Source organism: Fortiea contorta PCC 7126 (assembly GCF_000332295.1).
Classification (GTDB): domain Bacteria; phylum Cyanobacteriota; class Cyanobacteriia; order Cyanobacteriales; family Nostocaceae; genus Fortiea; species Fortiea contorta.
Map to the genome: position 1 here is coordinate 834,287 of NZ_KB235930.1, position 26,524 is coordinate 860,810.

Sequence of the window (26,524 nt, forward strand, 5' to 3'; positions counted from 1 at the left end):
TAGATGTGATATTTTGGCGCTTGAATTGTAAATAAAGCATTAAGAATCTTGGTGATAGGGGATTGGGAATGAGTAATTTCTCGGTATTATTCCACTTCTGCTTTTGGTGGTAGAGGTGAGCCAAGAGCACTGAGGTTGAGGACATAGCCGCCAGTAACTAAATATACAACCTCGCAAATTGTGCTTAATTGACGCACAACAAAACCCAAGCGATCGCGGAATTTGCGACCCAGAGGATAAGCTGGTACTACGCCCCAACCAGTCTCCTCAGCGACAAATATCAGATCAGCCGCCACTAACTCTACAGTTTCCAAAAACTGTGCAAATATTGCGTCCCAACTGGCTTCATTTTCTTCTAAGAGATTAGCTACCCAAGTTCCCAGAGAATCCACTAAAAGGCAAGTGTCCGGCTTGGCATCGGCAAGAGTATTAGATAATTCTACAGGTACAGAAAGTGTCAGCCAGTCTTGCGGACGACGTTTTTGGTGTTCTTGAATGCGCTTGTGCCATTCTTGATCATCTGGATTTTCGGTAGCTGTGGCTACATAGACAACTGTTTTTCCTGATTGTACGGCTAGAGTTTCCGCCCATTCACTTTTGCCAGATCTAGCTGGCCCTGTAACTAAGATGACTTTACTCAAAGCTTTTTCCTGAGTATCTTTAATTAATCGGGGTGGCAATACCTAAGCATAGTTTTTCACTGAACAGAAGAAATTGTTGGTTCCTAAAAATCTTTTAAGGGATAAAATTAGCACCAACAGCAATATGATGCCAAGATTAGTAAAGGCTCAAAATCCCAATAACCCCACTGGGAATTATTCCACATAATTGGGGACAGCAAATTTCAGGATATTTTTATGAAAGCAGGCTTGAAACGCATTGAGGCTACTCTACACGATTTAGGATCTCGCAACACAGCCGACTCAACCGAAACAGTTGATTCAACAAAGCGTCCTTTCTCTTTTAGGATCAGCATGGGAGCAACTGAATCCATCGCCGATGAAGATGCCAAAGTCGAAGAGAATCAAAAGATACAAGAATCAAAATTAGGCACAAAAACAGATGATGACAGTGATTTTCTCAACGACGAAAATTTATTTTCCCAGCATCAATCTGTAAAGACTTTTACCGTCCAAGATATCGGCGGGAAAGCGCCCAATCTACCAAAATTCAAAACTCCTAGTTTCAGTAACCATCGTCACGGAGCTAACCCTGGATTAGCAGTAAATTTGTTACAAGAAATTCAGGAAAATGTCATCGGTTGGCAGAAAGAACTACAAAAAATTCTCCAACAGATTCAAGATATTTACTTAGAAGGGCCAATTGTGAATGGCTGGCTAGAATCAAATCCCCGCGACACAGACCAGGGAGGAACAGCGACGCTGCGACATGGGGAAGTGGAAAGGCTGATGGATTATGTGGAAGAAATTTGTGCAGCTGGTGGAAAGGTATCATATCAATCTTCTGTGACGGGCTATCGCCTCTGTGGTTTGGATGCTGCGGGTAAAGTTTGGTCGCGTCCATGTCCACCAGATCAGCTACCAGCGGTGAGTTTAGCGATCGCTCGCTATCAAAAGTTACGCCAACTTTTAGGACGTAAGCAATACCTAGAAACCCGCCTGAGTCAATTAGCCGAAACGCTAGTGATTTTACACAGTCACATACAACAAGCTTAAAGTTTTTAAGATTAATTCCGAAGAAACGCGGTTGGTGGGTGTGGAATTTTTGGTATAGATTAGCTCTCAGCCGGTGACTGTTGGATCTTGTCAAAGAAGAGGAGAGGGGCTAGGGAATAAACCCCGGAAATAAAGTTGAGATAAAAACTTTGTGTACGGGAATTAAAAACCTTTGACCCTTGCTTCCCTTTTTCTTTTGGTCATCAGTTGCTAGTTAGTTGTCAATAGAAAAGAAACTACTCAAAACTGACAACTAAAAAAACTGCCAAATCGACTCCAACCCTATGCCAGACACTGAAATTTCTGCCATTATCTGTACTCACAATCGAGATATTTATTTAGGTGCGGCGATTGATAGCCTGTTGGCACAGGATTTTGCGGCTGAATTTGAAGTTGTGGTGGTGGATAATGGTTCTAGCGATCGCACCGTTGAAGTTGTCGCCCAAAGATCCTCAAATTACCGCCTAAAATATATCTTTGAACCTGTCATTGGTTTATCTGTAGCTCGCAACACAGGCGCAAAGGTAGCTAGTGGGGAAATTTTGGCGTATTTAGATGATGATGCAGTGGCGAGCGAACGGTGGTTGCAAACTTTATATTCAGCCTACCAAAATAATTCACAACTAGCGATCGCTGGCGGTAAAGTCACGCTGTTATGGCCGGAAGGAATTCAACAACCACGGTGGCTGTCTGCTGGATTAGCCGGGAATTTAGGCGCCTATGACTTGGGTGAGAGCATAGTTTACATTAATCAACCAGGCTTAACTCCAAGAGGTTTGAATTACTCCTTACGCCGCTCCTTTCTCGAAGAAATTGGCGGTTTTGATCTTCATCTAGGACGAGTTGGCAAAAACCTCTTATCTAATGAAGAACTACAAATGACCGAATTGGCCTTGCAACGGGGTTGGCAAGTTGCTTATCTTCCCGATGCTTTAGTGGCTCACAATGTATCACCAGAACGACTCCAACGTTCTTGGTTTCTCAGTCGTGGTTGGTGGCAAGGTATTAGTGAATGTTATCGAGAACAACTGAGTGGTAAAGCTGGAATTGGGCAGTTGCAACGGGGTAGCGAACGATTTTTCCGTGGTTTATATAAAGCATTACAATACTTTCTTGATCCAGCAGCCAGCTTTGATAATTTAGTATATGCCTACGGACAAATTGGTTATTTAAATGCCGCTATTCAAGGACTTTTATCAATATCAAATCTTAAACATTTATAAATAATATGCTAACTAAAATACCAGTTTCTGTACTGATTCCCGCCAAAAATGAACAAGCTAATTTACCTGCTTGTCTCACTAGTCTTCAAAGAGCAGATGAAGTTTTTGTTGTTGATTCTCAAAGTAGTGATAACAGCGGAGAAATTGCTAAAAGCTACGGCGCGAATGTTGTGCAATTTCACTTTAATGGCAGTTGGCCAAAAAAGAAAAACTGGTCTTTAGATCACCTCCCCTTCCGCAATGAATGGGTACTAATTGTTGATTGTGATGAGCGGATTACACCGGAACTTTGGGAGGAAATTGCTCTAGTAATTACTAATAATGAATATGACGGTTATTATCTGAATCGGCGGGTGTTTTTCTTAAAAACTTGGATTCGTCACGGTGGTAAATATCCTGATTGGAATTTGCGTTTGTTTAAACATCAAAATGGCAGATATGAAAATCTCCACACCGAAGATATTCCAAACACTGGTGATAACGAAGTTCACGAACATGTGATTTTGCAGGGAAAAGTCGGTTATCTGAAAAATGATATGCTGCATGAAGACTTCCGCGACCTTTATCACTGGTTAGAACGACACAACCGCTATTCTAATTGGGAAGCGCGGGTCTATTTTAATCTGCTGACAAATCTAGATGATAGCGGAACTATTGGTGCAAATTTATTTGGTGATGCGGTACAACGCAAGCGTTTTTTGAAAAAAGTTTGGGTACGCTTACCATTTAAACCATTTTTAAGATTTGTGCTGTTCTACATTATTCAGCGTGGTTTTTTGGATGGGCGAGCCGGATATGTTTATGCACGCCTATTGAGTCAATATGAATATCAAATTGGGGCTAAATTGTACGAATTGCGTAACTGTAACGGCCAGCTAAATACTGTCAATACTTCTAAATCGGTGACGCCGTTGTTGACTCAGGAGATGGGACAGACAGCAGCAAATTAATTCAAAATACAAAATTCAAAAAGAGAATTTTGTATCTAAGGGAAATAACTGACACAATGACAAATTCTAATTTAGAAATAAGTACCGAGCGATCGCTAGTTGATGCAGAACCTTTCGTGAATTTACGCAAGTATGATCAGTCTTGGTTTAAACGCGGGCGTGCGAGTTGGTATATTTTATTTTGGTGGTTTATACAGGCGATCGCTTTTCCTTTAACTCCCCAACCCTTCAATCATCTCCGCTGCGCCCTGCTGCGGCTATTTGGTGCCCATATTGGCAAAGGCGTATTCATTAGACCTACAGCCCGTTTCACCTATCCCTGGAAGGTGACAATTGGCGATTACAGTTGGATTGGAGATGATGTAGTTTTATATAGTTTAGATGAGATCCACATCGGACAACATTGCGTAATTTCCCATAAAAGCTATCTCTGTACTGGTAGCCATGATATCAAAGACCCAGCGTTTGGTTTAAAAACCGCAACCATCACCATTGGTAATGGAGTCTGGATAGCAGCAGATTGTTTTGTTGGGCCTGGGGTACAAATCGGCGCTAACGCTGTGATTGGTGCGCGCAGTAGTGTATTTGATGATATGCCATCAGGACAAGTTTGTTTAGGAAATCCCTGTTTTCCCCACCATCCGAGGTAGGGGGGAGATTGAAGAAAAATACGGTTGTCTAATCTGTAGTTATCTATTTTTTAGTTCTTCTGAGCCGCAAACACGCACCAGATGATCATGACTGTGAAACTTAGATAGCCAAATACAGTCAGCCACTCTTGCCAGCTACTCAATAGTATATTGTTCATCAGCATTAGCGAGAAACATACCTCAATAGTACGTGTTGACAGTATGAAGCCGCTAGGCAATTTCTCCCAAAACGTCAGGGATTATAACTAGTTTGAAATATCTGTCTAATTTTCCGGAACTAGTAATCTCAGTGTGGTAGTTCTTATTCAGATACAAACACTATGCTAACCACTTATATCTAAACCTTTCGGGGAATATATCCCTAAATCTTTCAGCAAAAGCCCAGTCATGATGACTGGGTTTTTGATTAGTGGTTGCTAGTGAAATAATCAGTCATGTCTATCTGTAGCGCGCTGTGAGCGATCGCATTTTTGAGTAAATTAGCAATAGATGATCATCAGAGGCCGTTATGACTTCTACACTTGAGGATTTAGTGTTAGTTGCTGGTGCAACTGGTGGAGTAGGACAGCTAGTGGTAGGAAAGCTTTTAGAAAAAGGCTTTCCGGTGCGGATTCTCACACGCAATGTGGCGAAAGCTACCAATATGTTTAATGACAAAGTGGAAGTTGCTGTAGGCGACATCCGTAATGCAAATACGCTTCCAGCCGCGATGGCGAATGTGGCGTATATAATTTGTTGCACTGGGACTACTGCTTTTCCTTCCCAACGCTGGGAGTTTGACCCACAACCTAGCTGGATTGAATGGATACAGTTGTTTGCTGACTCCAAATATAGTAATAGTAGGGCAAAAAATAGTCCCGCCAAAGTTGACGCCCAAGGTGTCAGCAACTTGGTAGCAGCTGCGCCTCAAAGTTTGAAGCGGTTTGTTTTTATCTCATCTTGCGGAATTCTGCGTCAGGACAAATTTCCTTGGAGTGTTCTGAATGCTTATGGCGTACTGGATGCTAAACAACAAGGTGAGCAAGCTATCATCAGTTCGGGATTACCCTACACTATTATCCGTCCCGGACGCTTGATTGACGGCCCTTACACTTCATATGACCTCAATACTCTACTCAAAGCTACAACTGGGGGTAAGTTTGGTGTGGTGTTGGGAACAGGGGATACACTCCAAGGCGATACTAGCCGCATTGATGTAGCGACGGCGGCTGTAGAGTCTCTTTCTCACCCAGCAAGCGCAGAGCAAATTTTTGAAATTATCAATCAAGGTATAAGACCATCCGTGATTGATTGGAACAGTCTGTTCTCTGAGCTGGGTTCCTCTCAATAAGAGAAATTTTCAACTCCAAACAAAAACCCCTGGTTTGTGCCAGGGGTATTCATCTTTATTCCCACATACGAGAATCGCACTTGTGAAGGCGTATGTAATCCGATCATATGCAATTAGTGCATAACTTTGATGGAAATTATGCAATTGAAGCGGAAAATTACCCGGATTAAGGCCAAGACGCTGCACTTGAATAATTGGCTGTACTGGAAATTCTGCTGTCAAGTCATGTATTTTTTCTTTTCTTAAATCCTTCGTCGTGCAAGTATTCATTAAAAAAAGGTTTGGTTTACGACCAAACCTCAATCATTGCTGTGCTTAACAACGTACAAGATTAATTTATCTCCACTTATATGACAAATCATCTTCCCAGAGGTTGTGTACAGATAGTCCAGAAATTGTTAGAAATTTTTTGATTAAAAGACTACCTAGCACAAAAAGGCTGAAGTATGAAGTATGAAGTATAAAGTATCAAACCAATAAACTTGTATATTCAGCCTTTCATAGATTTGCAACGGTTGCTTTATTTACGCCGTGGCGTACTAGTTTGAAAACTAGCACTATGACAATGTGCAAATTCTTATATAAAAGGCTTGGACTTTAACCAAGCCTCCAGATATACCAGGTGTTTACCATATATAAATAATTTAGAATTTTTCTGTTTATTAGTCATCTTTCTATTAGGTGTATACAAATATCCTTAAAGCTGATATTAAAGTAACTGTTTCACAAAAGTTTCATGAATCAACATTTTTGCTGGTTAAAGTAGAGCAAATGTGACGGCTAATAAGTAATTTTTATAATTTTTTGAACCAAAGACCAAATATTATATTTTTTAAAAAATAAAACCCTAGGTTTTACCCTAGGGTGTATATATGTTTCTCAGGCATTTATACATCGCATATTAAAGGTAGAAAAAAATTCTTTCCCCTATCTATCGTATGATATAAATATTGGGAATCTATGGTAAGGCTTTTTAGGCAGGAATAAAATATGAAAAAGGCTTGGTGGTTAGCCAAGCCTACAGATATACCAAGTGTTTACCATATCTAGATAATTTAGATTTAGTATTACTATAGTGCATCTATCTATGGTATGTGGTCAAATAGAATGAAAGCTGATAGTTGAGATAAGCAGCGTAGCTGTATGGGTTTTTCATGGCTTGCATCAGTTGAAAACTTTGTCGAGATACAAAATTGATGAGTGCTGACTATTCAACTAGAGAAAAGCTTGGTTTTTAGTTAGATGGTAATAACAAAAGAGGTTTAGCTAAATGCTAAACCTCCATAGAAAGCAGTTATTCGACACACCAAAACTAATTTAAACTTAGCGTTAATGTAGGCCATCTTCCCATAGGATGTGTCCAATTTTTCCTTAATCTGATAGCGACTAATGTTTTCAATTTTTGAGGATAGATGCAGAGTGAAAGTTGAAACTTTCCACCTGCAAAAAAGTTAAAATTCATACTTTGTTTTTCTATTTTTGCATAAAGTAATGTCTAAATATCCTCCTTTTTGAGGATTTGTCAGTGTTATGTGTGTAAAAAAATAATTTAAACACTAATCTTTTGGTTGAAAAAAATCCCAGATGGCGATACATGTAATATTTGTAACAATCTATCAAGGATTTTCAACGTATAGATTTCATCTCTATTTCATTTTTGTGTGTCAAGATGAAGAAATCAATAGTAGATTTTCATTTAAAAGATCAACTTATTTAGGGAGTTAATAGCAAGATAAAACGTTGTTTAACTGGAATTTTTGTAGCGACTAACCTGTTGTTAGCTGCTGGTTGCTCTACGGTAATAAAATCTGGTGATGCACATTAAAGATTTACAACCCTATCTTGGTGAAAAAGGTCATTTAGTAATTATCAAGAATTCACAGAAGTTGACTAAATCTGATTACATTCATGCTCATGCTTTGAAAAATAGCCCTACTGGTGAAATTGATTTTGCCACAAGTTTTCCTCAACCGGGAAAATATAAGCTATGGTTGCAGTTTAATCGCAATGGTAAAATTAATACGGCTGATTTTTGGGTCAATGTATTATAAATTATCCCAGAAGTTCCTATTTTTTAAAGTGTCTGATATTATATTTATCTTGGTATTTAGTTATGTAATCTACATTTCGCTGTTCTAATTTAGATAGCAATTTTGAGGAAAATTCTTTGGGCGAATATAGAGGCCGATACCAAGATTGTTTATTAAAATAATCTTGTAAACCTGGAGTTTCAAACTTGCGGCCGTAACGAGCAAAAATTGCATTTCGCATAATATCTAATTGCAGTCCATCTTTACCATCCAAATCTGCATCGGTGACTGGTCTTGCGGAGAGCCAAGAATAATCAGAAGATGTAGACAGAGATTGATTATTTGCTGCTGGCGTAGATTCGGGAGTAGCGACGGCTTGGGTAATCGTTTTTTGAATTTGAGTTGCGGAATTAACTGGTATTTTATTGATTTGAGGTGTAATATTTGATGGCGTTTCTCCAGAGGACGAAACAGCAGGAGTTTCTTTAACTGGGGGGATTTCTACTGTAGATGGGAAAGGTTTTAATAAGACTTGGCTGATAATTACAGATGCACTGATTAATCCCCCTACAATCAAACTGCCGAGAATAATACTATTAGAACTATTTTTAGGATTACTTTTAAAATTAGTTTGATTGCTTCCATGGGGAGCAACAGCAACAGTTGCGGGGGTCGGTAGTGGTGAGACTACTGTCGGTTGAGTAAAATCTAGTTGTGTGGGTGGAATTGTATTTGTGATGTTTTTTAAACTATCTAGCATGGCTTTAGCTGTGGGGTAGCGATCGCGCGGATGATAGGCGATCGCCCGATCAATTACCTCTGCCATGTTACAATTGACATTGCCCGCATAATGGCGCCACATAATCTCGGCGGTGTGTGGGTCTGTATCCAGGTGTTGCGGTTGTCTACCAGTTAGCAAATAAATCGCCGTTAAACCTAAACTATATAAATCACTAGAATATACTGGTCTGCCTGCAGCTTGTTCACTGGCCATATATCCTGGAGTACCGATGACAATTGAACTGGTGGGATTACCTTGGGAATTTATCACTGTTCCCATAGATTCCCGCACTGCACCAAAATCAATTAGTACGGGTTTTTGATCGCGATGCCGCAAAATAATATTATCAGGCTTGATATCGCGGTGAACTATGCGCTGGGAGTGGATATATTCTAGAACTGGTAATAGATTAATTAAGATTTCTCTGACTGCACTTTCACTCAATAACCCTTGCTGCTGGACTTTTGCGGTTAACGTCTCACCTTCAATCCACTCCTGCACTACATAAAATTGACCTTCTGACTGAAAATAAGCATATAGTGACGGAATTTGGTTAGTTGCGCCGCCTAAATCTTCTAACAAGGCTGCTTCTCGCTGAAACCGTTCCTGTACTAGTTGGTAAATTTGGGGGTTGTTTTGAATCGGTTTAAGTTGTTTAATTACACAGCGTCGATTAGAAGGCATTTGGGTATCTTCCGCGAGGAAAGTTTCCCCAAATCCACCACTACCCAAAGTCTGAATCACTCGATAGCGATTGTTTAGCAGATTTTCCATAAGTTGTCATCAGTCAGGACAAGGTTTTTGTATAGTTTATAGCATTTACCTTTCATAATTCATACTTCAGACTTCAGACTTCAGACTTCATCCTTTTTAGTAGATAATATCCTATAAGCTTCATTAATTAACCGCATTTTCTCTTGCGCTTGTTGTTGCATTTGTGGTTGATTAATAAATAAATCTGGATGCCATTTTTTTACTAAAATTTTATAAGCCTGTTTCACTTCTGCAAAGGAAACTCCTGGTTGTAAACCCAAAATACTATAAGCGTGAGCAATTTTATCTTTATCTACTATTGTTTTTAGTGGGTTTTGTGCTTGGTTATTTGGCGGAGTTTGCTGCTGTGTACTAGCACCAGGAGAGTGCATTTGGGCTTTCATTTGTGCTATTTCTTCATCTAGTTCCCAGTTGCGGAATTTTGCTGTTAATTCTTCTGGCTTGAGCGGTGGAGATGATGAGGAAGGGTTGTTTGCTGCTGTTGATTTATCTCTAGAGTTTTGTTCTTTTGGTGGTGAAGTTTTTGTCTGGGAATACGTGTATTTTTGTGTGACTTGCTCAGGGGGATAATTTGCTGGTATTTTCGCTTTTTCCAATTCGCGCAATAACTGGTTAAAACTATTTTGTAATTGTTGTAAATTTTCTCGGCGCTGGGTAATTTCTAATGGCTCTTGGCTAATTTCAAAGTGAATTACTTTTTCTGCTTTCTCTACATATTCATTTAATATTGATAAACCTTGGTTGCTGAAACTAGTAAAATACTCTTTTGTGGCGGTGATACAAATTTTAGCAACTTGTTGATCATATGATTCTTGATTTATTTTTTCTTCGGAATTTTGGAGATTTTTGTTTAATAAATAGGAAATACTCCCCACGACAGCGGCGCCTACAGGGCCAGCCAATAACCAACCAATTCCTCCACCCATAGCGATAGCACCGGGTTCGCTTAAATCATGAATATTACTTAGTTTTGGAGGAAGAGTGATTTGCGGTGCTTGAGGTAAAGGAATTAATAAATCTTCAGGGCGTTCTCCTTGAAAAAAATCATAAGCTTGATACAACCATTTGACTACGGCTAGTTGTAATTGCATCAAGTCTTTTTTAAAAACATCTGTTTGCCAAGTTTTAAAATTATTCTCCGCTAGTGCTACTGTAGCTTCAGGTTGATATTTGTTGAGAAGATTGGGTAAGGCTAACCAATCGCGTAACTCAGAAACACTAGAAGTGAAGCCTGTTTGAATTAAGTTTTGAGCTTTTTGTTTAATTTCTATTTTAGCTTTTTGTTTATGATTAAAAGCTTGAATTTCATTAAGAATTGGGTCGATTTTAGCTTTTAATAATAGTTGGATTTGAGAAGCGATCGCCTGCACTCTCGGCAGCCTCACATCTTGGCGATTTTGTTGTAAAATAGTCACAATATTCTGCAAAGCAGCTTCAAAAGCCACTAATCCGCTACTAGTAGCAGCCGCAACGTCACCTTTTAACCTCGCTCTTAAAGCAGGTAAAGCATCAACTCGATATAAATTGCTAAAACCTGTAGGTAATTCGGCGCGAAAACTTTCAGCTACAAACCGCAGGCGATTTTGCACTTGTAATTGGTCGTGTGGTTCTAATAAATTGATAAAATTAGCCACAAAGATAACTGTTGTAATTCCCCGGTCTAATAGCCAATCTCGCAGGTTTTCTCGCTCACCCAAAGTCATTAATTTGCGCGCATCCAGTAATTGGATAACTATATCGGCTCCTAATAATTGTTCTTTGACTAAATTGTCTTGGGCTTCTCGGTCATTAGTACCGGGTAAATCGACAAATTCCACACCTGTTGCTAACAAAGGATGGGGACAAAAAATTTCTACAGACGCCACATCTTTTCGCATCTGTCTATCACCATCAAGCACCGCAAATTGTTGTAAAATTTCTGTACCACTGCGATATATTTCTGTACCATCTATGAATATGATGCGAGTGTGTACATCGGCGCCATACTTAATAGTAATCGCCGCACCTGTGGTGGGAATTAAATCAATGGGTAAGGTACGATTACCCAGTATGGCATTCAACAGCGTTGATTTACCATGATTAAAAGGCCCAAATACTGCAATCCGTAAGTTAGGATTAGTCAGATGATGGAAAATAGCAATGATATCTTGATGCAGTTGGGACGTGTGATCTAAATTGAGTAAATTACAAGCTGATTTGAATGCACTGATTAAATCTTGATAATTTTCATATTGTCGCATATTTCCTGTTTCCCAAATTCGACTTGGGAATGTAGATGATTCAGGCTAATTTTTATATTATTTGTTGTTCCCAGGGAGAAACTGGGAACGGGAAATATCAGCTATATTCAGCTAACAAATTGCTATAAGCTGCTTCAATTTTTTGCAAGTTATAAATCACATCTTCTTGCAAAGTTTTAAATCGTTGTAATTCACTCTCACGATTAATTAATCGTGTTTCTTTTTGCTGGAGAAGATTATCTAATTCAGACTTGCGAGATGTAATATCATCGTTGATGCGTTTACTTACCTCTCTCTCATAAACATCAAAACATTCTTTGACTGCATCATAAACTATCTGGGATTGCTCATGGGCTACTTGTGGTAGATGTTTGACAAGTTCTTTTTTAGCGGTTTTAACTAACTCCTGACGCGCTTGGTCTGCTTGTAAGAAACCGACTCCTAAACCTAATAATGCAAATCCGATAGGTCCGAGAAAAACACCTGTAACTGCAGTAATTATCCCACCAATACCGATGACAGTGAAGTAATTTAATAAAATATTTTTCCAATCAAAACCCGCGCCGGCTAGTGCGACACCAGCTAAATTTCCTCTGGATAAAGATAATAATCCCATTGCCCATTTTGCCCATCCAGGTGAGTTATCATCTCCACTGGTAGTGGTAGGATTAACTTGGACTTTTTTTCCGGTTAATTTTTCGGTAATTTGGTCTGTGACTTGACTATAAGATGCACCATATTGTGCAGCACTGTGAGAAAGTTCTTTAAAAGCTGTGTTGATATCTTTTTCAGCAGTTAAAGTCCAAGCAGAAAATTTATCGGTGATGTATTGTTCAAAAGCTTTTTGTAGTGCAATATTGAATGCTTCTCGCTTACCGCTGCTGAGGAAATCCAGAATATTTAACTCTGGTTGATAGCGGAGAAAATCGGTTTCAAAGGTGTTACCTAAGTTTAAAATGTAGCTGCGAAATGATTCGGAAGTTGCTCTGGCTTGGGTGTCCCTGGTGGTGATAATTTCTTTTTGGAATTGATCGCGGATATGGGTAAGTTTTTGGAATTCAGGTTCTACAGAATCAATCCGTTTTTTCAATTCATTTACATCTTGATCCAGTAATGGTAGTCTTCTATTTATAGCTTCACGGGTATGATTGCAGGCTTGTCTCGCTAAGGTTCTGACTTGACGCAATTCGGCGATCGCTCTTTCTCTAGTTAAGAAAGTATTTAGCGCTCCCATAAACTCTGAAAACCCAGTTCCCTCTAAATTGGCTTGCGGGTTTTTCAGCCGTTTTCTGAGTGCTTGAATTGAGGATATTTCAAACACACGCTCATGATAAATATTCTGTCCATCTACGTGACAATATTCAGCCAAATTTGCTTGAAAGACTTGTCTTAAGCGGTTTTCGGCTGCGTTTAATTCTTCGATATCTTCTGGATCTATTAATGACTCTCGCACCTGATCCCAAGCGTTAATTAAAAAGAAAACCGTCAATCCCCTACCTTTAATATAGTTTTCCAGATAACGACGCTCACCCAAAGTACAGGGTTGCGAAGCTCTCATCACAAACAGAATTGCGTGACAATTATTCACATAACCCAAAGATAATTCGTTCCGGGCTTCCGTATCATTCAATCCTGGACTATCAACAATTTCGATTCCCTTTTCCAGCAGCGTCAAAGGATATTCCACAACTGCATAATCAACATCAGGAAATGCCGATTTTTTCTCTTGTTCTAATTTTTTTGCCTCGGCTGGATCAATGGTATATTTATATTTAAAACTAGAAAAATCTAGCTGTTCTGGTTTTTTTCCATCATTAAAATGAATTGTTACCTGTTTTTCTGGGCCGTAGCGCAACACTGTCAGCACTGCAGTACAGGGATTAACGTCACTTGGTAATAGATTTTCACCAATTAAAGCATTTAAAAATGTACTTTTTCCCCGTTTCATATCACCTAAAACTAAGAGGCGAAATACCCCTTGTTTGAGGTTTTTGCTAGCAGCAGTAATATCTTCAATATCGCGTTCTAAACTGAGTTTACCTGAAGAAGAATCACCAGCTAATTCAGCTTGACTGATTTTTTCTGCTAGTTTGTTCAAGGATGCAGAGATATCTGCTCTTACTTGCGCTATCCGCTCTAAATCATTGATAAAATTATCAGCTGCTAGTTCATGATTTATCATAATTTTTGTTATTCGTTATTTGTGAGGGGTTTAATTACCTTTACATTTCGTAATATAGTTCGGTTGATTCTCGCCAAGTTATTTGTATGGGGTTATGGTGTAGACCTCATGTAGTGGGAAAGTGCTATGGTTGTAGTCTGATGGGTTTTTGACGTAGTATACTTTCGTGCTGTTCCAGTTGCGGATCGTAATCATTTTTAAATGCGATGACTAACGGTATTTAACAAATTAAATGTAGCTTATTTGACTTTAAAATCTTAATCTTCAGTATATTTTCCGCTAAATTAACGATGATTATTTTGATTATGGGTGTGTCTGGTTCTGGTAAAAGTACTATCGGACAAATACTTGCAGATTCATTACACTGGGAATTTAGCGACGCTGACGCTTTTCATTCAGTGGAAAATATTGAAAAAATGCGTCAGGGTATTCCCTTAGATGATGGTGATAGAATGCCTTGGTTGCTGAGTTTGCAAACAGCGATTCAACATTGGTTAGAAAATGACCACAATGTAGTTCTGGCTTGTTCGGCGCTGAAAGCGAGTTATCGGCAATTCTTATTATTTGATCAAGAACGCATTCGGCTAGTTTATCTTTATGGCTCGTTGGCGCTGATTCAACAACGTCTGCAAAAGCGTCAAAATCATTTTATGACCGAAAAACTCCTCAATAGCCAGTTCAATGCACTTGAGGAGCCTGATAACGCCATAGGAGTGGACATTTCTCAACCACCAGAGATGATTGTGCAGACCATTAGAGCGGCTTTGGGAATTTAAGCGAGTCGATTAGCAGCCAGAAAAGCTGTAACTTCCTCTGCAGTGGGTTGAGAAGCGATCGCACCTGGTTTAATAGTAGTCAGTGCTCCAACAGCACTAGCATAGGTAACAATGCGTTTGGTTGTTTGTGCGTCACTCAAGCCCTGAATCCCGTTCAGCAGCAGTTGGTGGATAAACCCAGCTAAAAAGCTATCCCCTGCGCCAGTTGTATCGACAACGGGAACATAGAATGCAGGTAATTTATCTTCATTTTCCGCTAAACAATAGGCACAACCCTTTTCCCCGTCTGTAACTAGTACCCCTTCGAGGGAATTTAAACGATAAGTAATTGCACCAGGGTCTGTAGTATCAAATAACCATTCTGCTTCTTCCTTAGCGAGTTTGAGAAAATCAACCCGCTTAAATATTTCCTGAATCTTGTGGCGAGCAATATCCGCATCTTGCCAAAATACAGGACGCCAGTTAACATCTAGCAATATTTTCAGGTCATAATGTTCTGCTAAATCAAGAGCACGATTAACAGCTTTTTCACTTTCAGGATAAGCTAACTCCAAAGTTCCCAAAACCAAAAAATCTGCTTCTTGAAATAGCGCATGTGGTAGTTGCTTGGCTTGCAAGCGAGTATCAGCAAATTCTGAGGTATCATATTCACCAAAACCTGCAAAAGTGCGATCGCCTGCTAAATCCCTCACCACATAAACCTGTCGCGTTGGTGCTGTAGCATGGCGTTGGACTCCCGTTGTATCAACACCCACATCTTCCAAAACCTTAACCAGGGCGTTTCCCGGTTCATCTTCACCAACAGCACCAATAAATCCCGTTGGCGTTCCTAGCTTCACTAAAGCACAAGCCACATTAGCCGGCGCACCCCCTGGGTAAGGAGTCCAAGATTGAACCTCATCCAGCTTTAGCCCCAATTGATCGGCTAAACAATCAAACAAAACTTCACCGAGACACAAAACACGGGGATTGCTCATCTCATTTTAAATTTTTGATTTTGCGAAAAGTGGCTGCAAGCCTGTACCGTCCCGCCTAACTTTTCAAGACGGATTTAGATTAACCAGTATAAAATCTATAACAATCCTGGCTCATTTGTCGCCAGTCTTGGAGACAAAAAACTAGCAATGTTTGCTACAAATAGCCTAGATAACTGTTTGTGTTTCTCTGTATTTAAGTATTGTTTTAAGTAAAAAAGTAAAACAATATACAAAAAATTACAATACCAAACGATCGCCTTGCAACTAACAGCCACAACTCCGACCCACAGAAGAATCTTCTAGAATTAGAAAGAGCGATTGAGTACATATACCGGAGGAAAAAATTAGTCATGGCTGGTAGCGAGTCTCAGACCCCCGTTAGTCTGTCAGACAGAGAACTGCAAATTATCGACTTAGTGGCTGCTGGCTTAACTAACCAAGAAATTGCAGGTAAACTGGAAATTAGCAAACGTACAGTTGATAACCATATCAGCAACATTCTCACCAAAACCCAGACAGAAAATCGAGTAGCTCTCGTGCGCTGGGCTTTACAATGGGGCAAAGTTTGTTTAAATGATGTTAATTGTTGTCTTCTGCCCAACCAGAACGATTAAACAAGTTACTCATAAAAATGCCATCAATGGCGTCTAGTGAGGACACCATTGAGCGTTTCCAGTAGTGTTCAATTGCTCTTGGTCTGAAGTCAAGCCAATATTGACGATTCGCTGATGGTTTTCCGCTTCAAGCCTTTTTCAGTGTGAATCTCTACCACAAATCTTCATCAGCGTCGAAATCTACTCCAAATCAAAGATGATCATTCCCCGTTGGTTAAGTTTTATAACAATTTCGCCAACGGGAAATATCCTCTTAACTAATGGAAAACATCAATAAAAATTAGCAATAATTTCCAGCCACAAGCGCTACATTTGAAAGAATCTATATTGCTCCATCAGCTCAGGTAGCAGTGTAACAATGAATAATTCTGCTTCTTTTCCAGGTGGCTCATCTTCCGTTGATTTGTTTAACTTTGATTTTATTTCCTCTGCTGCTGAAAAAATTTTCAGCGGAGGAGAAAAATCCGCAAACTTTCCCCAACCGTCCCAAGATGCTGACTTACTCAAACAGCTACCGTTTATTCCAGGATTAAAAGAAATCCTCATGGTGCGTCAGGTTCACGCTTTAGAACACGCTACCGTTTGGGTACTTGGTGAGTCAAAAAATGCTCGCACCTCCCCAGGAAATGTCAGCAACACGCAAATTGATCACGAGTTACTGAGTGGTTTGTCCACAGAACAAGGATTTTACCTCTACGGGGAAGTGAATATCAGTGATTTGCGACGCGCAGTTTCCCTCGCTTTACATCGTCTCATCGACGGAGAAACAGAGCTAGCAGTGCATCCGCGTTGTGGAACTAACTTATCAGTGGCGATGTTGTTGACAGCTGGGTTAGCTGTAGGCGTGCATCTTTTGCTACCATTTCGACCAGTAGAACAACTGATTGGTTTAGGACTAGCAGCGACAACAGCAGCAGAAATTGCACCAGATTTAGGTGCAGTTGCTCAACGATATCTCACAACCGCTATTCCCTTCAACCTAGCAGTAGAAAATATTACACTCACACGAGACGCATGGGGACGACATGGACATTTTGTCAAGTTATGCTGGCGAGAGTAATCATCTTTCTACTTATATTTAACGCAGTCTTCTCATGAGAAAGCTTTACTTCTTACTCCCAGGAACAGATGGTAAATTTGCTTGTGGTGGTTTGTGGGCAGAATTAAAAACAATTAAGCTAGCGCAAGAAATTTGTAGTGCGGATATCGTCACTTATCGTCAGCGAGAAGAAGGAAAGCTTTTTATTGATGATTTACTCGCCAATCAAAATTTAGATGATGTGATTTTTATGTTAAGTTGGGGATTTGATATTCCTCAACTTGTCAATAAACTCCAGCCATACAATGTGGTTTATCATGCTCATAGTGCAGGTTACAAATTTCGTCTACCTGCAAGTGTACCCATCATCACCGTGAGCCGAAATACAATGGGATATTGGGGACAAATTTCTCCCCATGCGCTTATTTATTATTTACCGAATCAAATTAGTGACGAATTTAAAAATTTACATTTAGAGCGAGATATTGATGTTTTAGTCCAAGCGCGTAAATCTTCTGAATATTTAATCAAAAACTTGATTCCCACATTACAGAAACAATGCAAAGTTTTAGTTGTTGATTCCTACATAGAAGACTTACCAGGACTATTCAACCGCGCCAAAATTTATCTTTATGACTCTGCTGAATACTGGGCGCAACAAGGAGTCAGTGAAGGATTTGGACTACAGCCTCTAGAAGCTTTAGCTTGTGGATGTCAGGTTTTTTCTAGCATCAACGGTGGACTTTCTGACTATTTAGATCCTGGATTTAATTGCTATAAAATTGCTGGATATTCTCAAGAATATGATACTCAAAGGATTTTGCAGTTTTTAAAAACTTCAGCAGCACCAAAATTGAATCCAGAATTTTTCGCCGAATATCGCTATGAAAATATTATCCAGCGCTTACAAGTGATATTAGATGAATTAAACGCATTTTTTGACCATAAGATGCATCATCCATCTTCTATCAAAAGTTTGACAAGGATGCAGATAACAAAACTGCTCATCCAAAACAAATATCAAAAGCTGAAAAAGAAATATTTGCAGTAAGGCTGAAGTATGAAGTATGAAGTATGAAGTCTGAAGTCTGAAGTCTGAAATCAAGAAGCTTGTACACTAAGCTTTTCATAGATTTGTAATGGTTGCTTTATTTAAGCCGTAGCGTACTAGATACTAGGGAAAAATATTTTTGTTGTTTGCGGCGATCGCAGTTCATGAATCTCTTGCATAATTCTTTTTAAAAGAGGGGATAAAGGGTTTTTCTCGGACACTTTCTCCTAACCCTTTTCCCCACTTATGCAAAAAGTTTAATCTTCTTAACCGCTGACCTGAGATTCAATAACTCCCACAGGACAAGCGACATTTGTACCACCTAAACCACAATAGCCATTGGGGTTTTTAGCGAGGTATTGTTGATGGTAACTTTCTGCGTAATAGAATTCAGGCGCGTCCAAAATTTCTGTGGTAATCTGACCGTAACCTGCTTGATTGAGAGATTGTTGATAAGCTGCGCGTGATGCTTCTGCTAGCTTTCTTTGGCTTTCAGAATAAACATAAATTCCTGAACGATATTGAGTTCCGACATCGTTACCTTGGCGCATTCCTTGGGTGGGGTTATGGCTTTCCCAGAAAGTTTTGAGTAGTTGGGAATAACTAATCACATTTGGATCAAAGACAACTAATACCACTTCGTTGTGACCAGTTTTACCAGAACATACTTCTTCATAGGTAGGATTTGGCGTGAAACCAGCAGCATAACCAACTGCGGTAGTGTAAACACCTTCTAATTGCCAAAATTTGCGTTCCGCACCCCAAAAACAGCCTAAACCAAAAATGGCTTTTTCTAATTTGTCTGGAAAGGGGGGTTTGAGGGGGTTGTTGTTGACATAATGATTAGCCGGTACCCGCATAGAATCCGCTCTTCCTGGTAAAGCTTCTTCTGGGGTAGGTAGAACCGTTTTTTTACCAAAACCAAATAGTCCCATTGAATATTACTCTAATTTCTGATACACAACTTTACTTAATATTTTAACGACTCAAGCGATCGCTCTGAGTGCAGTTGTGTTGGGTGAAACCCGTAATTTACTGGTGTGGGGAGGTGTGGGGAGGTGGGGAGTGTGGGGAGTGTGGGGAGTGTGGGGAGGTGGGGTGATGGGGAGGTGGGGAGGAAATAACAAATAACCAATCTCCTACTTGGCGTTGCTGAATCAGAATATGAAATACCAAAAATACCTTTCTCTTTCTTGGTTCCTTTGCGTCTTTGCGCCTACCCTGCGGGAAGCCGCTCCGCGTCTATGCGTGAAACAAATTCATATTTACATTCAGCAACACCACCTACTTAACTGGTACATAAGCATTCAGCAATGGTAGTAACGGCCCTAATTGCTCTTGTCCATTAACGGCTAAATCGCTATGACACAAATAAACTTTTTTAGATACGCGAGCTAATAAATCTTTTAAAATCTTTTCTAATCTTTGTGTTTCTGCTAATTGTTCATCTTCCGCTGTCCAGGGTGTACCTAATCTGGCGTGCAAAAATAGGGGTGCGCCAAATAAAGTAGCCGCACCACCTTTCGCCCATAAAGGAGAACCAGCGTCTAGCCAGAATTGTAGGCGATGAAATCTCCGACTGGAGCGGTATTGAAAAATAGTAGCTAAGGTGACAGCCTTTCTAGCGGAACCAATACGATGTAAAGGATAGGGGTTAGCGGTGATCGTACCCCGTCGCAGCAGTTGAATAAATTCTGTCAAAGTCGTTTCTGGTGTGGTGGGTGATGGGGAAATTTGGCGGATTCTGGTATTAATTTCCCAGTAATGTTGAGCGGTTTCTAGTAATTCCCTCAGTGCTGCTAGTTCTTCATAAGGGGGGTTAGTATCTTTACAGAAAAAGTTTTGTATTGCTAAATACAGGAGAGATATCGGACTGGGGATGAGGCGTTGTGCTTGTTGCTGGCGCTGCTGCTCTATCCACTTTAAGATATCGTTATAGGCTGCGGTGGCTGCGTAGCCGATGCGATCCCACCGCTCGAAGGTCGTGACTGGTAACAAATTAGGGCGATCGGGATGGGGTTCAAAACAGTAATCAGCAATCAAACCGGCGCGTACAGGATCGATTTGGGGTGCGGAAGAGACGTTTTCCTCAGAAATTTCGCTGCTACTGAAAATAACTAGCATCTCTGCTATGGCGTCCCGGTCTACTAAGCGTCCCAAGCCTGGATAAACTAAAGTCAAGATGGTGAGTAAAGCCCGGATCGCGGGTGAACTAAGCAAGGGGCGTTGATCGTTGAGTGGTTCTACCTGGATGCTTTGTTTATTGAGAATTTCTATAAGAGTATAGCGGGCGATCGCATCTAAACCCGGCGCAATCACTGCTACTTCTTCTGGTTCCACTTCTCCAGATTTGATGGTGTCTGCGATCGCTTCTGCTGTTTGTCGCAACAATTGCGCGCGAGAAGTCGTTTGAATTGATCGCACTGTTTCTGGTAAACTGAGCATTACCGTCGGTTCTCTCACTAATTCCACCATTTGCTTTCCTAGGCTATCCACGAGGGAATCTGTAGATGAACTCATGCAAGTCTCTATCCGACACCGCCCTGCTAACCCTTCTATGTAGTGCGGATCAGCCCCTAATCCCAGTCTAATTGCGCCATCGGGATTATAGCTAAACGCCCCCACCGCACCTTGATCTAGCAAGAAATCAAATAGATGGCGTGCTACACCAGGGTAATCATCCACATCATCTGCGAGTACTGCTTGATACCGTTTAGCTAAATGCTGTTGATAATTACTATTTGTCAACAAATGCTGACCATACAACTCAGTGATAATTCCATAAGTGAGAAATCCCCGCTCAAGACACCAATCACGCCAGTCTAGGAGTAAAGATGCGAGGAATTGTGGCTGTAAATTAATGGTATTTTCATCTAAGCCCTGCTCTAAAATAGAGCCAATCTCTGTACAGGATACACCACTATAAGCCGCTAACTGTAATAAATCCAGGATACGCCGCACTAAGCGGTACTCATTGATACCAGCACGACTTAAAGTTTCTGGATCTAAATGCGATCGCCACAATTTTGTCGCTAATTCCTGCTCAGTTTCTGGGCGTAATCTTACAGGAAATTGTGCTTTTAATTGCAACGACTCAATTAACAACGGCCAAAATAAAGTTACTTCATCCTGAAAAAAACCCAGCGGTGTCTTAGCACGGACTGGATATTTACCTAATGTTTTAGTAACAATTATATTACCCAAGTCACGACGATTATCGTCATTAGCAGCTAAAAGCAAAACTCCTGGATCAGTTTGACGAAGCTCCGTAAATTTAGCTGTACCCGCACTTTTTACTCGCGTCGTTTTTTTAGTATAAAATGATCCAATAACATCATTTTCACCATTTAACCACCGACAAAAATGCTCGACTAAACGAGTAGTCTTACCACTACGACTAGCGCCCACAATCCAAATAGAATCAGCAACCATAAACCATCTCCTTCTAGATTCGTTACCGTACCTCGTGCGTTAAATTAAGGTTAAAATAACCAAACTATCCTGGATTATTGTCTACGATGAAAAATATTTATAGCCAAAAAATATATCCTTTCTTACTGGCTACTTACCGTTGGTATTTACAAACACCAGAGCGTTCTTTAGATGAAGCTTACAAAGCAGTATCCAAGATTAAGCAAATAGAAGATGAGTACTTTAATGGTAATAAAATAGACTATGACTCAGCAACTTACAGTAGTAATGTTCTAGATTATTTTCACGTAGACCTGAAAAAACAATTAAAAATTGCGCGAATGCGGTTGACAGAATTCAAAGCAGGGCGTTGGTTTTTAAACGAAGAAAATCAAAAAGCTGCTCATAAAGCAGGTATTGAATATCTCAGCCATACAGTAATTTTAGAAAAGTTAAGATTTATTGATCAAGTTATATCAAAATATATTAACGTAGATAACAAAACATCTGCACAAAATTTAGTTAATCAACCTAGTGCGCCAATTACTGCGCCAACAGCAGCTAAATTACCAAATCGAAACCTGAATCCAAAAAAGCAGGGTAAAGCTAACACAACAGGTATATTGCCTAGATCAATTTTAAGCACGATTACTCGGTTACAAGTTGAATTAGATCCCAATTCTGAGCAGGATGTTGTCAAAAATTTCCGCCAAGCTCAAAAAAGAACTATTATATCTATTAGATTTGTATTGCTATTAATTATTATCCCCTTATTAACTCATCAAATTACAAAAGCGCTAGTAGTAACACCCATAATTGAACATTTTAGAAGCACAGAAACAGCACAAATATTTCTCAATGAAGAGATGGAAGAAGCAGCGCTGTCAGAAATGCAAAGATTTGAAGAAAGAATCAGGTTTGAAAATTTAATTAGCAGCGCACCTGCAATTTCTACAGAAGAAATAGAATCTCGTGTCAAAGAGAAAGCTAGCGAAGTTGCGGAGTCGTTTCGCCAAGAAAGCGCTAATGCAATTAAAAATGTTTTTGCTGATATTTTTTCGGTAGCAGCTTTCATCTGGTTGCTGCTAGTTAGTAAGTCTTCGATTGCTGTGTTGAAAGACTTTATTGACCATGTTGTTTATGGTTTAAGTGATAGCGCTAAAGCATTTATCATCATTTTATTTACTGATGTATTTGTGGGATTCCACTCCCCCCACGGCTGGGAAGTAATTCTCGAAGGAATGTCACGCCATTGGGGATTCCCAGCAAATCGAGATTTTATCTTCCTTTTTATTGCCACATTTCCAGTGATTTTAGATACAATTTTTAAATACTGGATTTTCCGCTACCTCAATCGTATTTCACCTTCGGCGGTGGCTACTTATCATAATATGAATGAGTAGAATAATTATCTGATTTTAGACAATGAAGGAGCAAATAAGAGTTGATTTTTGGCTGAAAAAAACACTGGTAATACTCACAATGAGTTTACCTGTAATTTTGTTGATTTTTATAGCAAGTATACCATCCTTGACGCCGGGAAAATTGACTGCGGCTGAGTGTCAAATTAAAAAGTGGCGTTTACCAGAATCAGCTAATAATAAACCCCAAGTTGTCACTAATGGAAAACAGCCAACGCCAGCAGTATTAATCCCCAGAGTACCAGTTACTTGTTGTCTGAATGACGGCTCTTGTTTGGATGAAGCGCTTTATCAAAATCAAGCAGATAAAAAAGCATTATTAACTTCTCTTGATCGCAGTTTACAATACCTCAAGACTACCAGGGCTGAGGAAGCTTATAAAAAATATCCAGTTTCCGGAATTACCCGCGATCGCGTTTTTAAAAGCCTCACCAGATTCCGTCAATTATTACTCACAACTAATTCCCCAACCGAATTACACAAAGCCATTGAAAATGAATTTGTCCTCTACCAATCCATCGGTAGAGACAGCAAAGGTTCAGTGTTGTTTACCGCTTATTATGAGCCTTTATATACCGCCAGCCGCACCCCCACACCAGAGTATCGTTATCCAGCTTATAAATTACCACCAGATTTAGGCTCTTGGCCTCGCCCTCATCCTACACGTTTAGAACTCGAAGGCGCAGACGGTTTACAAGCAGCAAAAGGGAAGCTGCGGGGATTAGAATTGTTGTGGTTCCGCGATCGCTTAGAACCGTACATGGTACAAATTCAAGGTTCTGCGAGGATTCAACTCACCGACGGTACTACCACCACCATCGGTTATGCGGGAAACACTGCGTACGATTACAAAAGTATTGGGCGGGAATTGGCGAATGATGGCAAACTACCTTTAGAAGGTATGACCATGCCCATTATTCTGGACTATTTTCAAAAATATCCCCAAGAATTAAACGTTTATATTCCCCGCGATCGCAGTTTTGTATTTTTTCAAGAAAATAAAGGTGCGCCAGCCCAAGGTTCAATCAGTGTACCACTCACAGCAGAACGTTCCATCGCCACTGATAAATCTCTCATGCCTCCTGGTGCTTTAGCATTAATTCGCGCCGATTTTCCCTTCGCTAATGATACAGGTAAATTGGAACATCGCATAGTTAGTCGTTATGTACTTGATCAAGATACCGGTGGCGCAATTAAAGGCCCAGGGAGGGTAGATTATTTTTTAGGGACTGGTAAATTAGCAGGCGATCGCGCTGGTGTTACTGTTGGTAACGGACAATTATTTTATTTATTACTTAAGTCTTGATTGCACCCATATTTAACTTATAAAACAATGACTATACCCTTACAAAAACTAGTATCATTTGCCGAATTTGTCAATTGGAAACCTGAAGGAGAACGCTATGAATTACATGATGGAGTCATCGTTAAAATGCCACAACCGTTAGGAGAACATGAAGAAGTTATAGGATTTTTAGTCAAAAAACTCAGTGTGGAATTAGACAAATTAAATCTCTCTCATTTCATACCAAAAACAGCGCTAGTTAAGCCTCACGGACATGAATCCGGTTATTCACCAGACGTGTTGATAGTAGATCAAACTAATCTTAATAATGAACCATTTTGGAGCAAAGAATCTACTGTCATGTATGGAAAATCAATTCCTTTAATAGTTGAAGTAGTCAGTACCAACTGGCGCGATGATTATTTCACCAAACTAGGTAAATATGAAGAAATGGGTATACCTGAATATTGGATTGTAGATTATCTCGCACTCGGTGGTCGTAAATTTATTGGTAGTCCCAAACAACCTACTATCTCTATTTATACCTTAATTGAAGAAGAGTACCAACTGACCCAATTTAGAGGTACAGAACCCATCCAGTCTCCTACATTTCCCAATTTGACTTTGACAGCACAGCAAATTTTTCTAGCAGGTAAAATTGTAGATAGCTAGATTAATAGAGGTAAATATATCGCTCTATTTCCTATTTTTCCACAAAGCATCAACCGTAACAAATTCATAACCCCTTTGGATTAATTCAGATATCAAGATTTCGATGGTAGCAGCCACATCTTGTCCACCAAACAAACCATCATGTAAGACAATCAATGAGCCGTTTTCTACTTGTTGAAGGACTCGTTTAACCACCGAATTAATTCCTGGAAGCGCCCAATCTTCAGGAACCACACTCCACATCACCGAGCGATAATTCCACTGTTGAAATAATTCTAAAGTTTTGGGTGTAAATAAACCATTTGGCGGTCTGACATCGCGGACTTGTTCAGGTAATAAACCACAAGCATTGTAGATAGCAACTTGAGTTTTTTCTAAACTTTCTCGGAGTTGATTTGTCGAGAGCAGAGGAAAAGAGCGATGATCATAACCATGTAATCCGATCCAGTGTCCGCGAGCGCATATTTCCTGAGCTACTTCTGGCGTGCGCTGAACACAAACACCCAACCAAAAAAAACTCGCCTGAATCTGGTAACGTTCTAAAACTTGTAACACTTGGCGTGTGTATTGGGGGTGGGGGCCATCGTCAAACGTGAGGGCGATCGCTCTACGATGATTACTACCACACCAAAGACAATCAGGGAACCTCGGTTGCAGAATTTTGTAAACAATGGGAAATAAAGGCGCTAGTTGCATTTACAGTTCTGATGACTTGGCGCTACTGATGATCAGATGTGTTATGGCATCAATTACGCGATCGCCAGCCATTGGTAAAATATCCTTACCATGCATCACTTCCTGAGTGATATGAAAATAAACCAGCGTCCCCAAAAGAATTCTCGCTGTCGCTTCTGGGTCTGGGATATTCAGTTCCGGATAAGCCTTCAAATACTGACTTAAAGCTTCCAGCGTCGGTTTAATCATCGACCGGACGCAAATCTGTGCTAACTCAGGAAAACGACCAGATTCGCCAATTAACACCCGCATAAATGCACGATGTTCCTGATCGTTATTCATTGTCTCTAATGCTCTAGTACCTAAATCTTTGAGTACGGTGATGGGTTCCCCGACAATCGGTTCCGTACCAAAGATTAAGTTAAACTTTTTGCGGGCTAATTTCTCAATCAAGACTTTAAAAAGTCCTTCCTTATCTTGAAAATGGCTGTAAACAGTGGCTTTAGAAACACCCGCAGCCACAGCTACCTTGTCCATGCTTGTTCCAGCATAGCCATGTTTGAGAAACTCGCACATCGCTCCTTTGAGAATTTGTTCCACCTTATCAACGGAGCTGTCACGATCCACTGCACCAATCTTTGTGTTTGTCATTGATTAATTAGCCTTGCTTATAAACTATTTTATAAAAATTTGCCGATTAGGGGTGAGGAAAAAGTTTTGTCATAGTTTAATTTTTCGCTCAATTGCGAGGCTAACAGTCAAATTAC

22 protein-coding genes and 1 pseudogene are annotated in these 26,524 nt (G+C 40.0%); 13 read left to right on the forward strand and 10 right to left on the reverse strand.

The genetic code is table 11. The features are described 5' to 3' along the window. Positions 1-86: 86 nt before the first annotated feature. Complete coding sequence (gene cobU / locus MIC7126_RS0103960) at positions 87-680, reverse strand: bifunctional adenosylcobinamide kinase/adenosylcobinamide-phosphate guanylyltransferase (RefSeq protein ID WP_017651823.1); 594 nt, start codon at positions 678-680, stop codon at positions 87-89. A 177-nt stretch (positions 681-857) separates the two neighbouring features. On the opposite strand from cobU, the gene MIC7126_RS0103965 reads away from it, so the two are divergent. From MIC7126_RS0103965 to MIC7126_RS0103995, 6 genes and pseudogenes are all read left to right on the forward strand, one after another. Then, a complete protein-coding gene (locus MIC7126_RS0103965; RefSeq protein WP_017651824.1) occupies positions 858-1,676 on the forward strand; it encodes a hypothetical protein in 819 nt (272 codons plus the stop codon). 284 nt (positions 1,677-1,960) lie between these two features. Further along, positions 1,961-2,899, forward strand: coding sequence for a glycosyltransferase family 2 protein (locus MIC7126_RS0103970; protein WP_017651825.1), 939 nt, complete (start codon positions 1,961-1,963; stop codon positions 2,897-2,899). A 5-nt stretch (positions 2,900-2,904) separates the two neighbouring features. Then, positions 2,905-3,849 (forward strand): glycosyltransferase family 2 protein, encoded by a 945-nt coding sequence (locus MIC7126_RS0103975; RefSeq protein WP_017651826.1) that lies wholly within the window; start codon positions 2,905-2,907, stop codon positions 3,847-3,849. A 56-nt stretch (positions 3,850-3,905) separates the two neighbouring features. After that, entirely contained in the window at positions 3,906-4,499 is a 594-nt protein-coding gene (hpsU, locus tag MIC7126_RS0103980) for a hormogonium polysaccharide biosynthesis acetyltransferase HpsU (protein ID WP_017651827.1), read from the forward strand. Between the two features lie 508 nt (positions 4,500-5,007). After that, positions 5,008-5,829 carry an SDR family oxidoreductase gene (locus MIC7126_RS0103985; protein ID WP_017651828.1) on the forward strand — a complete coding sequence of 274 codons (822 nt, stop codon included), beginning with the start codon at positions 5,008-5,010 and terminating at the stop codon, positions 5,827-5,829. A 1,820-nt stretch (positions 5,830-7,649) separates the two neighbouring features. Beyond that, positions 7,650-7,880 (forward strand): annotated as a pseudogene (locus MIC7126_RS0103995) (hypothetical protein); the annotation flags it as partial. Between the two features lie 16 nt (positions 7,881-7,896). On the opposite strand, the gene MIC7126_RS0104000 reads toward MIC7126_RS0103995, so the two are convergent. The 3 genes from MIC7126_RS0104000 to MIC7126_RS0104010 all read right to left on the reverse strand — a co-directional run bounded on the left by MIC7126_RS0104000 (position 7,897) and on the right by MIC7126_RS0104010 (position 13,836). Further along, a complete protein-coding gene (locus tag MIC7126_RS0104000) occupies positions 7,897-9,414 on the reverse strand; it encodes a protein kinase domain-containing protein (RefSeq protein ID WP_017651831.1) in 1,518 nt (505 codons plus the stop codon). An 80-nt stretch (positions 9,415-9,494) separates the two neighbouring features. Further along, the gene (locus MIC7126_RS0104005) at positions 9,495-11,654 is read right to left on the reverse strand and encodes a dynamin family protein (protein ID WP_017651832.1); all 2,160 of its coding nucleotides are present in this window, start codon (positions 11,652-11,654) and stop codon (positions 9,495-9,497) included. Between the two features lie 97 nt (positions 11,655-11,751). Then, the gene (locus MIC7126_RS0104010) at positions 11,752-13,836 is read right to left on the reverse strand and encodes a dynamin family protein (protein ID WP_017651833.1); all 2,085 of its coding nucleotides are present in this window, start codon (positions 13,834-13,836) and stop codon (positions 11,752-11,754) included. Positions 13,837-14,126: 290 nt separating this feature from the next. Here MIC7126_RS0104010 and MIC7126_RS0104015 point away from each other — a divergent pair, with 290 nt between their 5' ends. Beyond that, positions 14,127-14,612, forward strand: coding sequence for a gluconokinase (locus MIC7126_RS0104015; protein ID WP_017651834.1), 486 nt, complete (start codon positions 14,127-14,129; stop codon positions 14,610-14,612). Here MIC7126_RS0104015 and MIC7126_RS0104020 read toward each other — a convergent pair. Further along, the gene (locus tag MIC7126_RS0104020) at positions 14,609-15,589 is read right to left on the reverse strand and encodes a carbohydrate kinase family protein (RefSeq protein ID WP_017651835.1); all 981 of its coding nucleotides are present in this window, start codon (positions 15,587-15,589) and stop codon (positions 14,609-14,611) included. The genes MIC7126_RS0104015 and MIC7126_RS0104020 overlap by 4 nt on opposite strands. Before the next feature lie 350 nt (positions 15,590-15,939). On the opposite strand from MIC7126_RS0104020, the gene pedR reads away from it, so the two are divergent. The 3 genes from pedR (at position 15,940) to MIC7126_RS0104035 (ending at position 18,293) form a co-directional block, all read left to right on the forward strand. Then, positions 15,940-16,203 carry a photosynthetic electron transport-dependent transcriptional regulator PedR gene (pedR, locus tag MIC7126_RS0104025; protein WP_017651836.1) on the forward strand — a complete coding sequence of 88 codons (264 nt, stop codon included), beginning with the start codon at positions 15,940-15,942 and terminating at the stop codon, positions 16,201-16,203. A gap of 358 nt (positions 16,204-16,561) precedes the next feature. Continuing rightward, complete coding sequence (locus MIC7126_RS0104030) at positions 16,562-17,263, forward strand: DUF6391 domain-containing protein (protein ID WP_017651837.1); 702 nt, start codon at positions 16,562-16,564, stop codon at positions 17,261-17,263. Positions 17,264-17,297: 34 nt separating this feature from the next. Next, positions 17,298-18,293 (forward strand): glycosyltransferase, encoded by a 996-nt coding sequence (locus MIC7126_RS0104035; protein WP_017651838.1) that lies wholly within the window; start codon positions 17,298-17,300, stop codon positions 18,291-18,293. Positions 18,294-18,559: 266 nt separating this feature from the next. Here MIC7126_RS0104035 and msrA read toward each other — a convergent pair whose 3' ends face one another. From msrA to MIC7126_RS0104045, 3 genes are all read right to left on the reverse strand, one after another. Further along, the gene (msrA, locus tag MIC7126_RS0104040) at positions 18,560-19,228 is read right to left on the reverse strand and encodes a peptide-methionine (S)-S-oxide reductase MsrA (protein ID WP_017651839.1); all 669 of its coding nucleotides are present in this window, start codon (positions 19,226-19,228) and stop codon (positions 18,560-18,562) included. A 51-nt stretch (positions 19,229-19,279) separates the two neighbouring features. Continuing rightward, the gene (locus MIC7126_RS30120) at positions 19,280-19,420 is read right to left on the reverse strand and encodes a hypothetical protein (protein WP_154655825.1); all 141 of its coding nucleotides are present in this window, start codon (positions 19,418-19,420) and stop codon (positions 19,280-19,282) included. A 157-nt stretch (positions 19,421-19,577) separates the two neighbouring features. Continuing rightward, positions 19,578-21,725 (reverse strand): hypothetical protein, encoded by a 2,148-nt coding sequence (locus MIC7126_RS0104045; RefSeq protein ID WP_017651840.1) that lies wholly within the window; start codon positions 21,723-21,725, stop codon positions 19,578-19,580. A 77-nt stretch (positions 21,726-21,802) separates the two neighbouring features. Between MIC7126_RS0104045 and MIC7126_RS0104050 the strand changes: the two genes are divergently transcribed. The 3 genes from MIC7126_RS0104050 (at position 21,803) to MIC7126_RS0104060 (ending at position 25,082) form a co-directional block, all read left to right on the forward strand. Next, positions 21,803-23,107, forward strand: coding sequence for a proton extrusion protein PcxA (locus MIC7126_RS0104050; RefSeq protein WP_420795552.1), 1,305 nt, complete (start codon positions 21,803-21,805; stop codon positions 23,105-23,107). 79 nt (positions 23,108-23,186) lie between these two features. Beyond that, positions 23,187-24,431 carry a murein transglycosylase A gene (mltA, locus tag MIC7126_RS0104055; protein ID WP_238553600.1) on the forward strand — a complete coding sequence of 415 codons (1,245 nt, stop codon included), beginning with the start codon at positions 23,187-23,189 and terminating at the stop codon, positions 24,429-24,431. A gap of 27 nt (positions 24,432-24,458) precedes the next feature. Then, complete coding sequence (locus MIC7126_RS0104060; RefSeq protein WP_026100025.1) at positions 24,459-25,082, forward strand: Uma2 family endonuclease; 624 nt, start codon at positions 24,459-24,461, stop codon at positions 25,080-25,082. 24 nt (positions 25,083-25,106) lie between these two features. On the opposite strand, the gene MIC7126_RS0104065 is transcribed toward MIC7126_RS0104060, so the two are convergent. Together MIC7126_RS0104065 and MIC7126_RS0104070 are read right to left on the reverse strand one after the other, a co-directional pair. After that, on the reverse strand, positions 25,107-25,778 hold the full coding sequence (locus MIC7126_RS0104065; protein ID WP_017651844.1) for a polysaccharide deacetylase family protein: 672 nt from the start codon (positions 25,776-25,778) through the stop codon (positions 25,107-25,109). Beyond that, entirely contained in the window at positions 25,779-26,408 is a 630-nt protein-coding gene (locus tag MIC7126_RS0104070; RefSeq protein WP_017651845.1) for a TetR/AcrR family transcriptional regulator, read from the reverse strand. Positions 26,409-26,524: the final 116 nt, after the last annotated feature.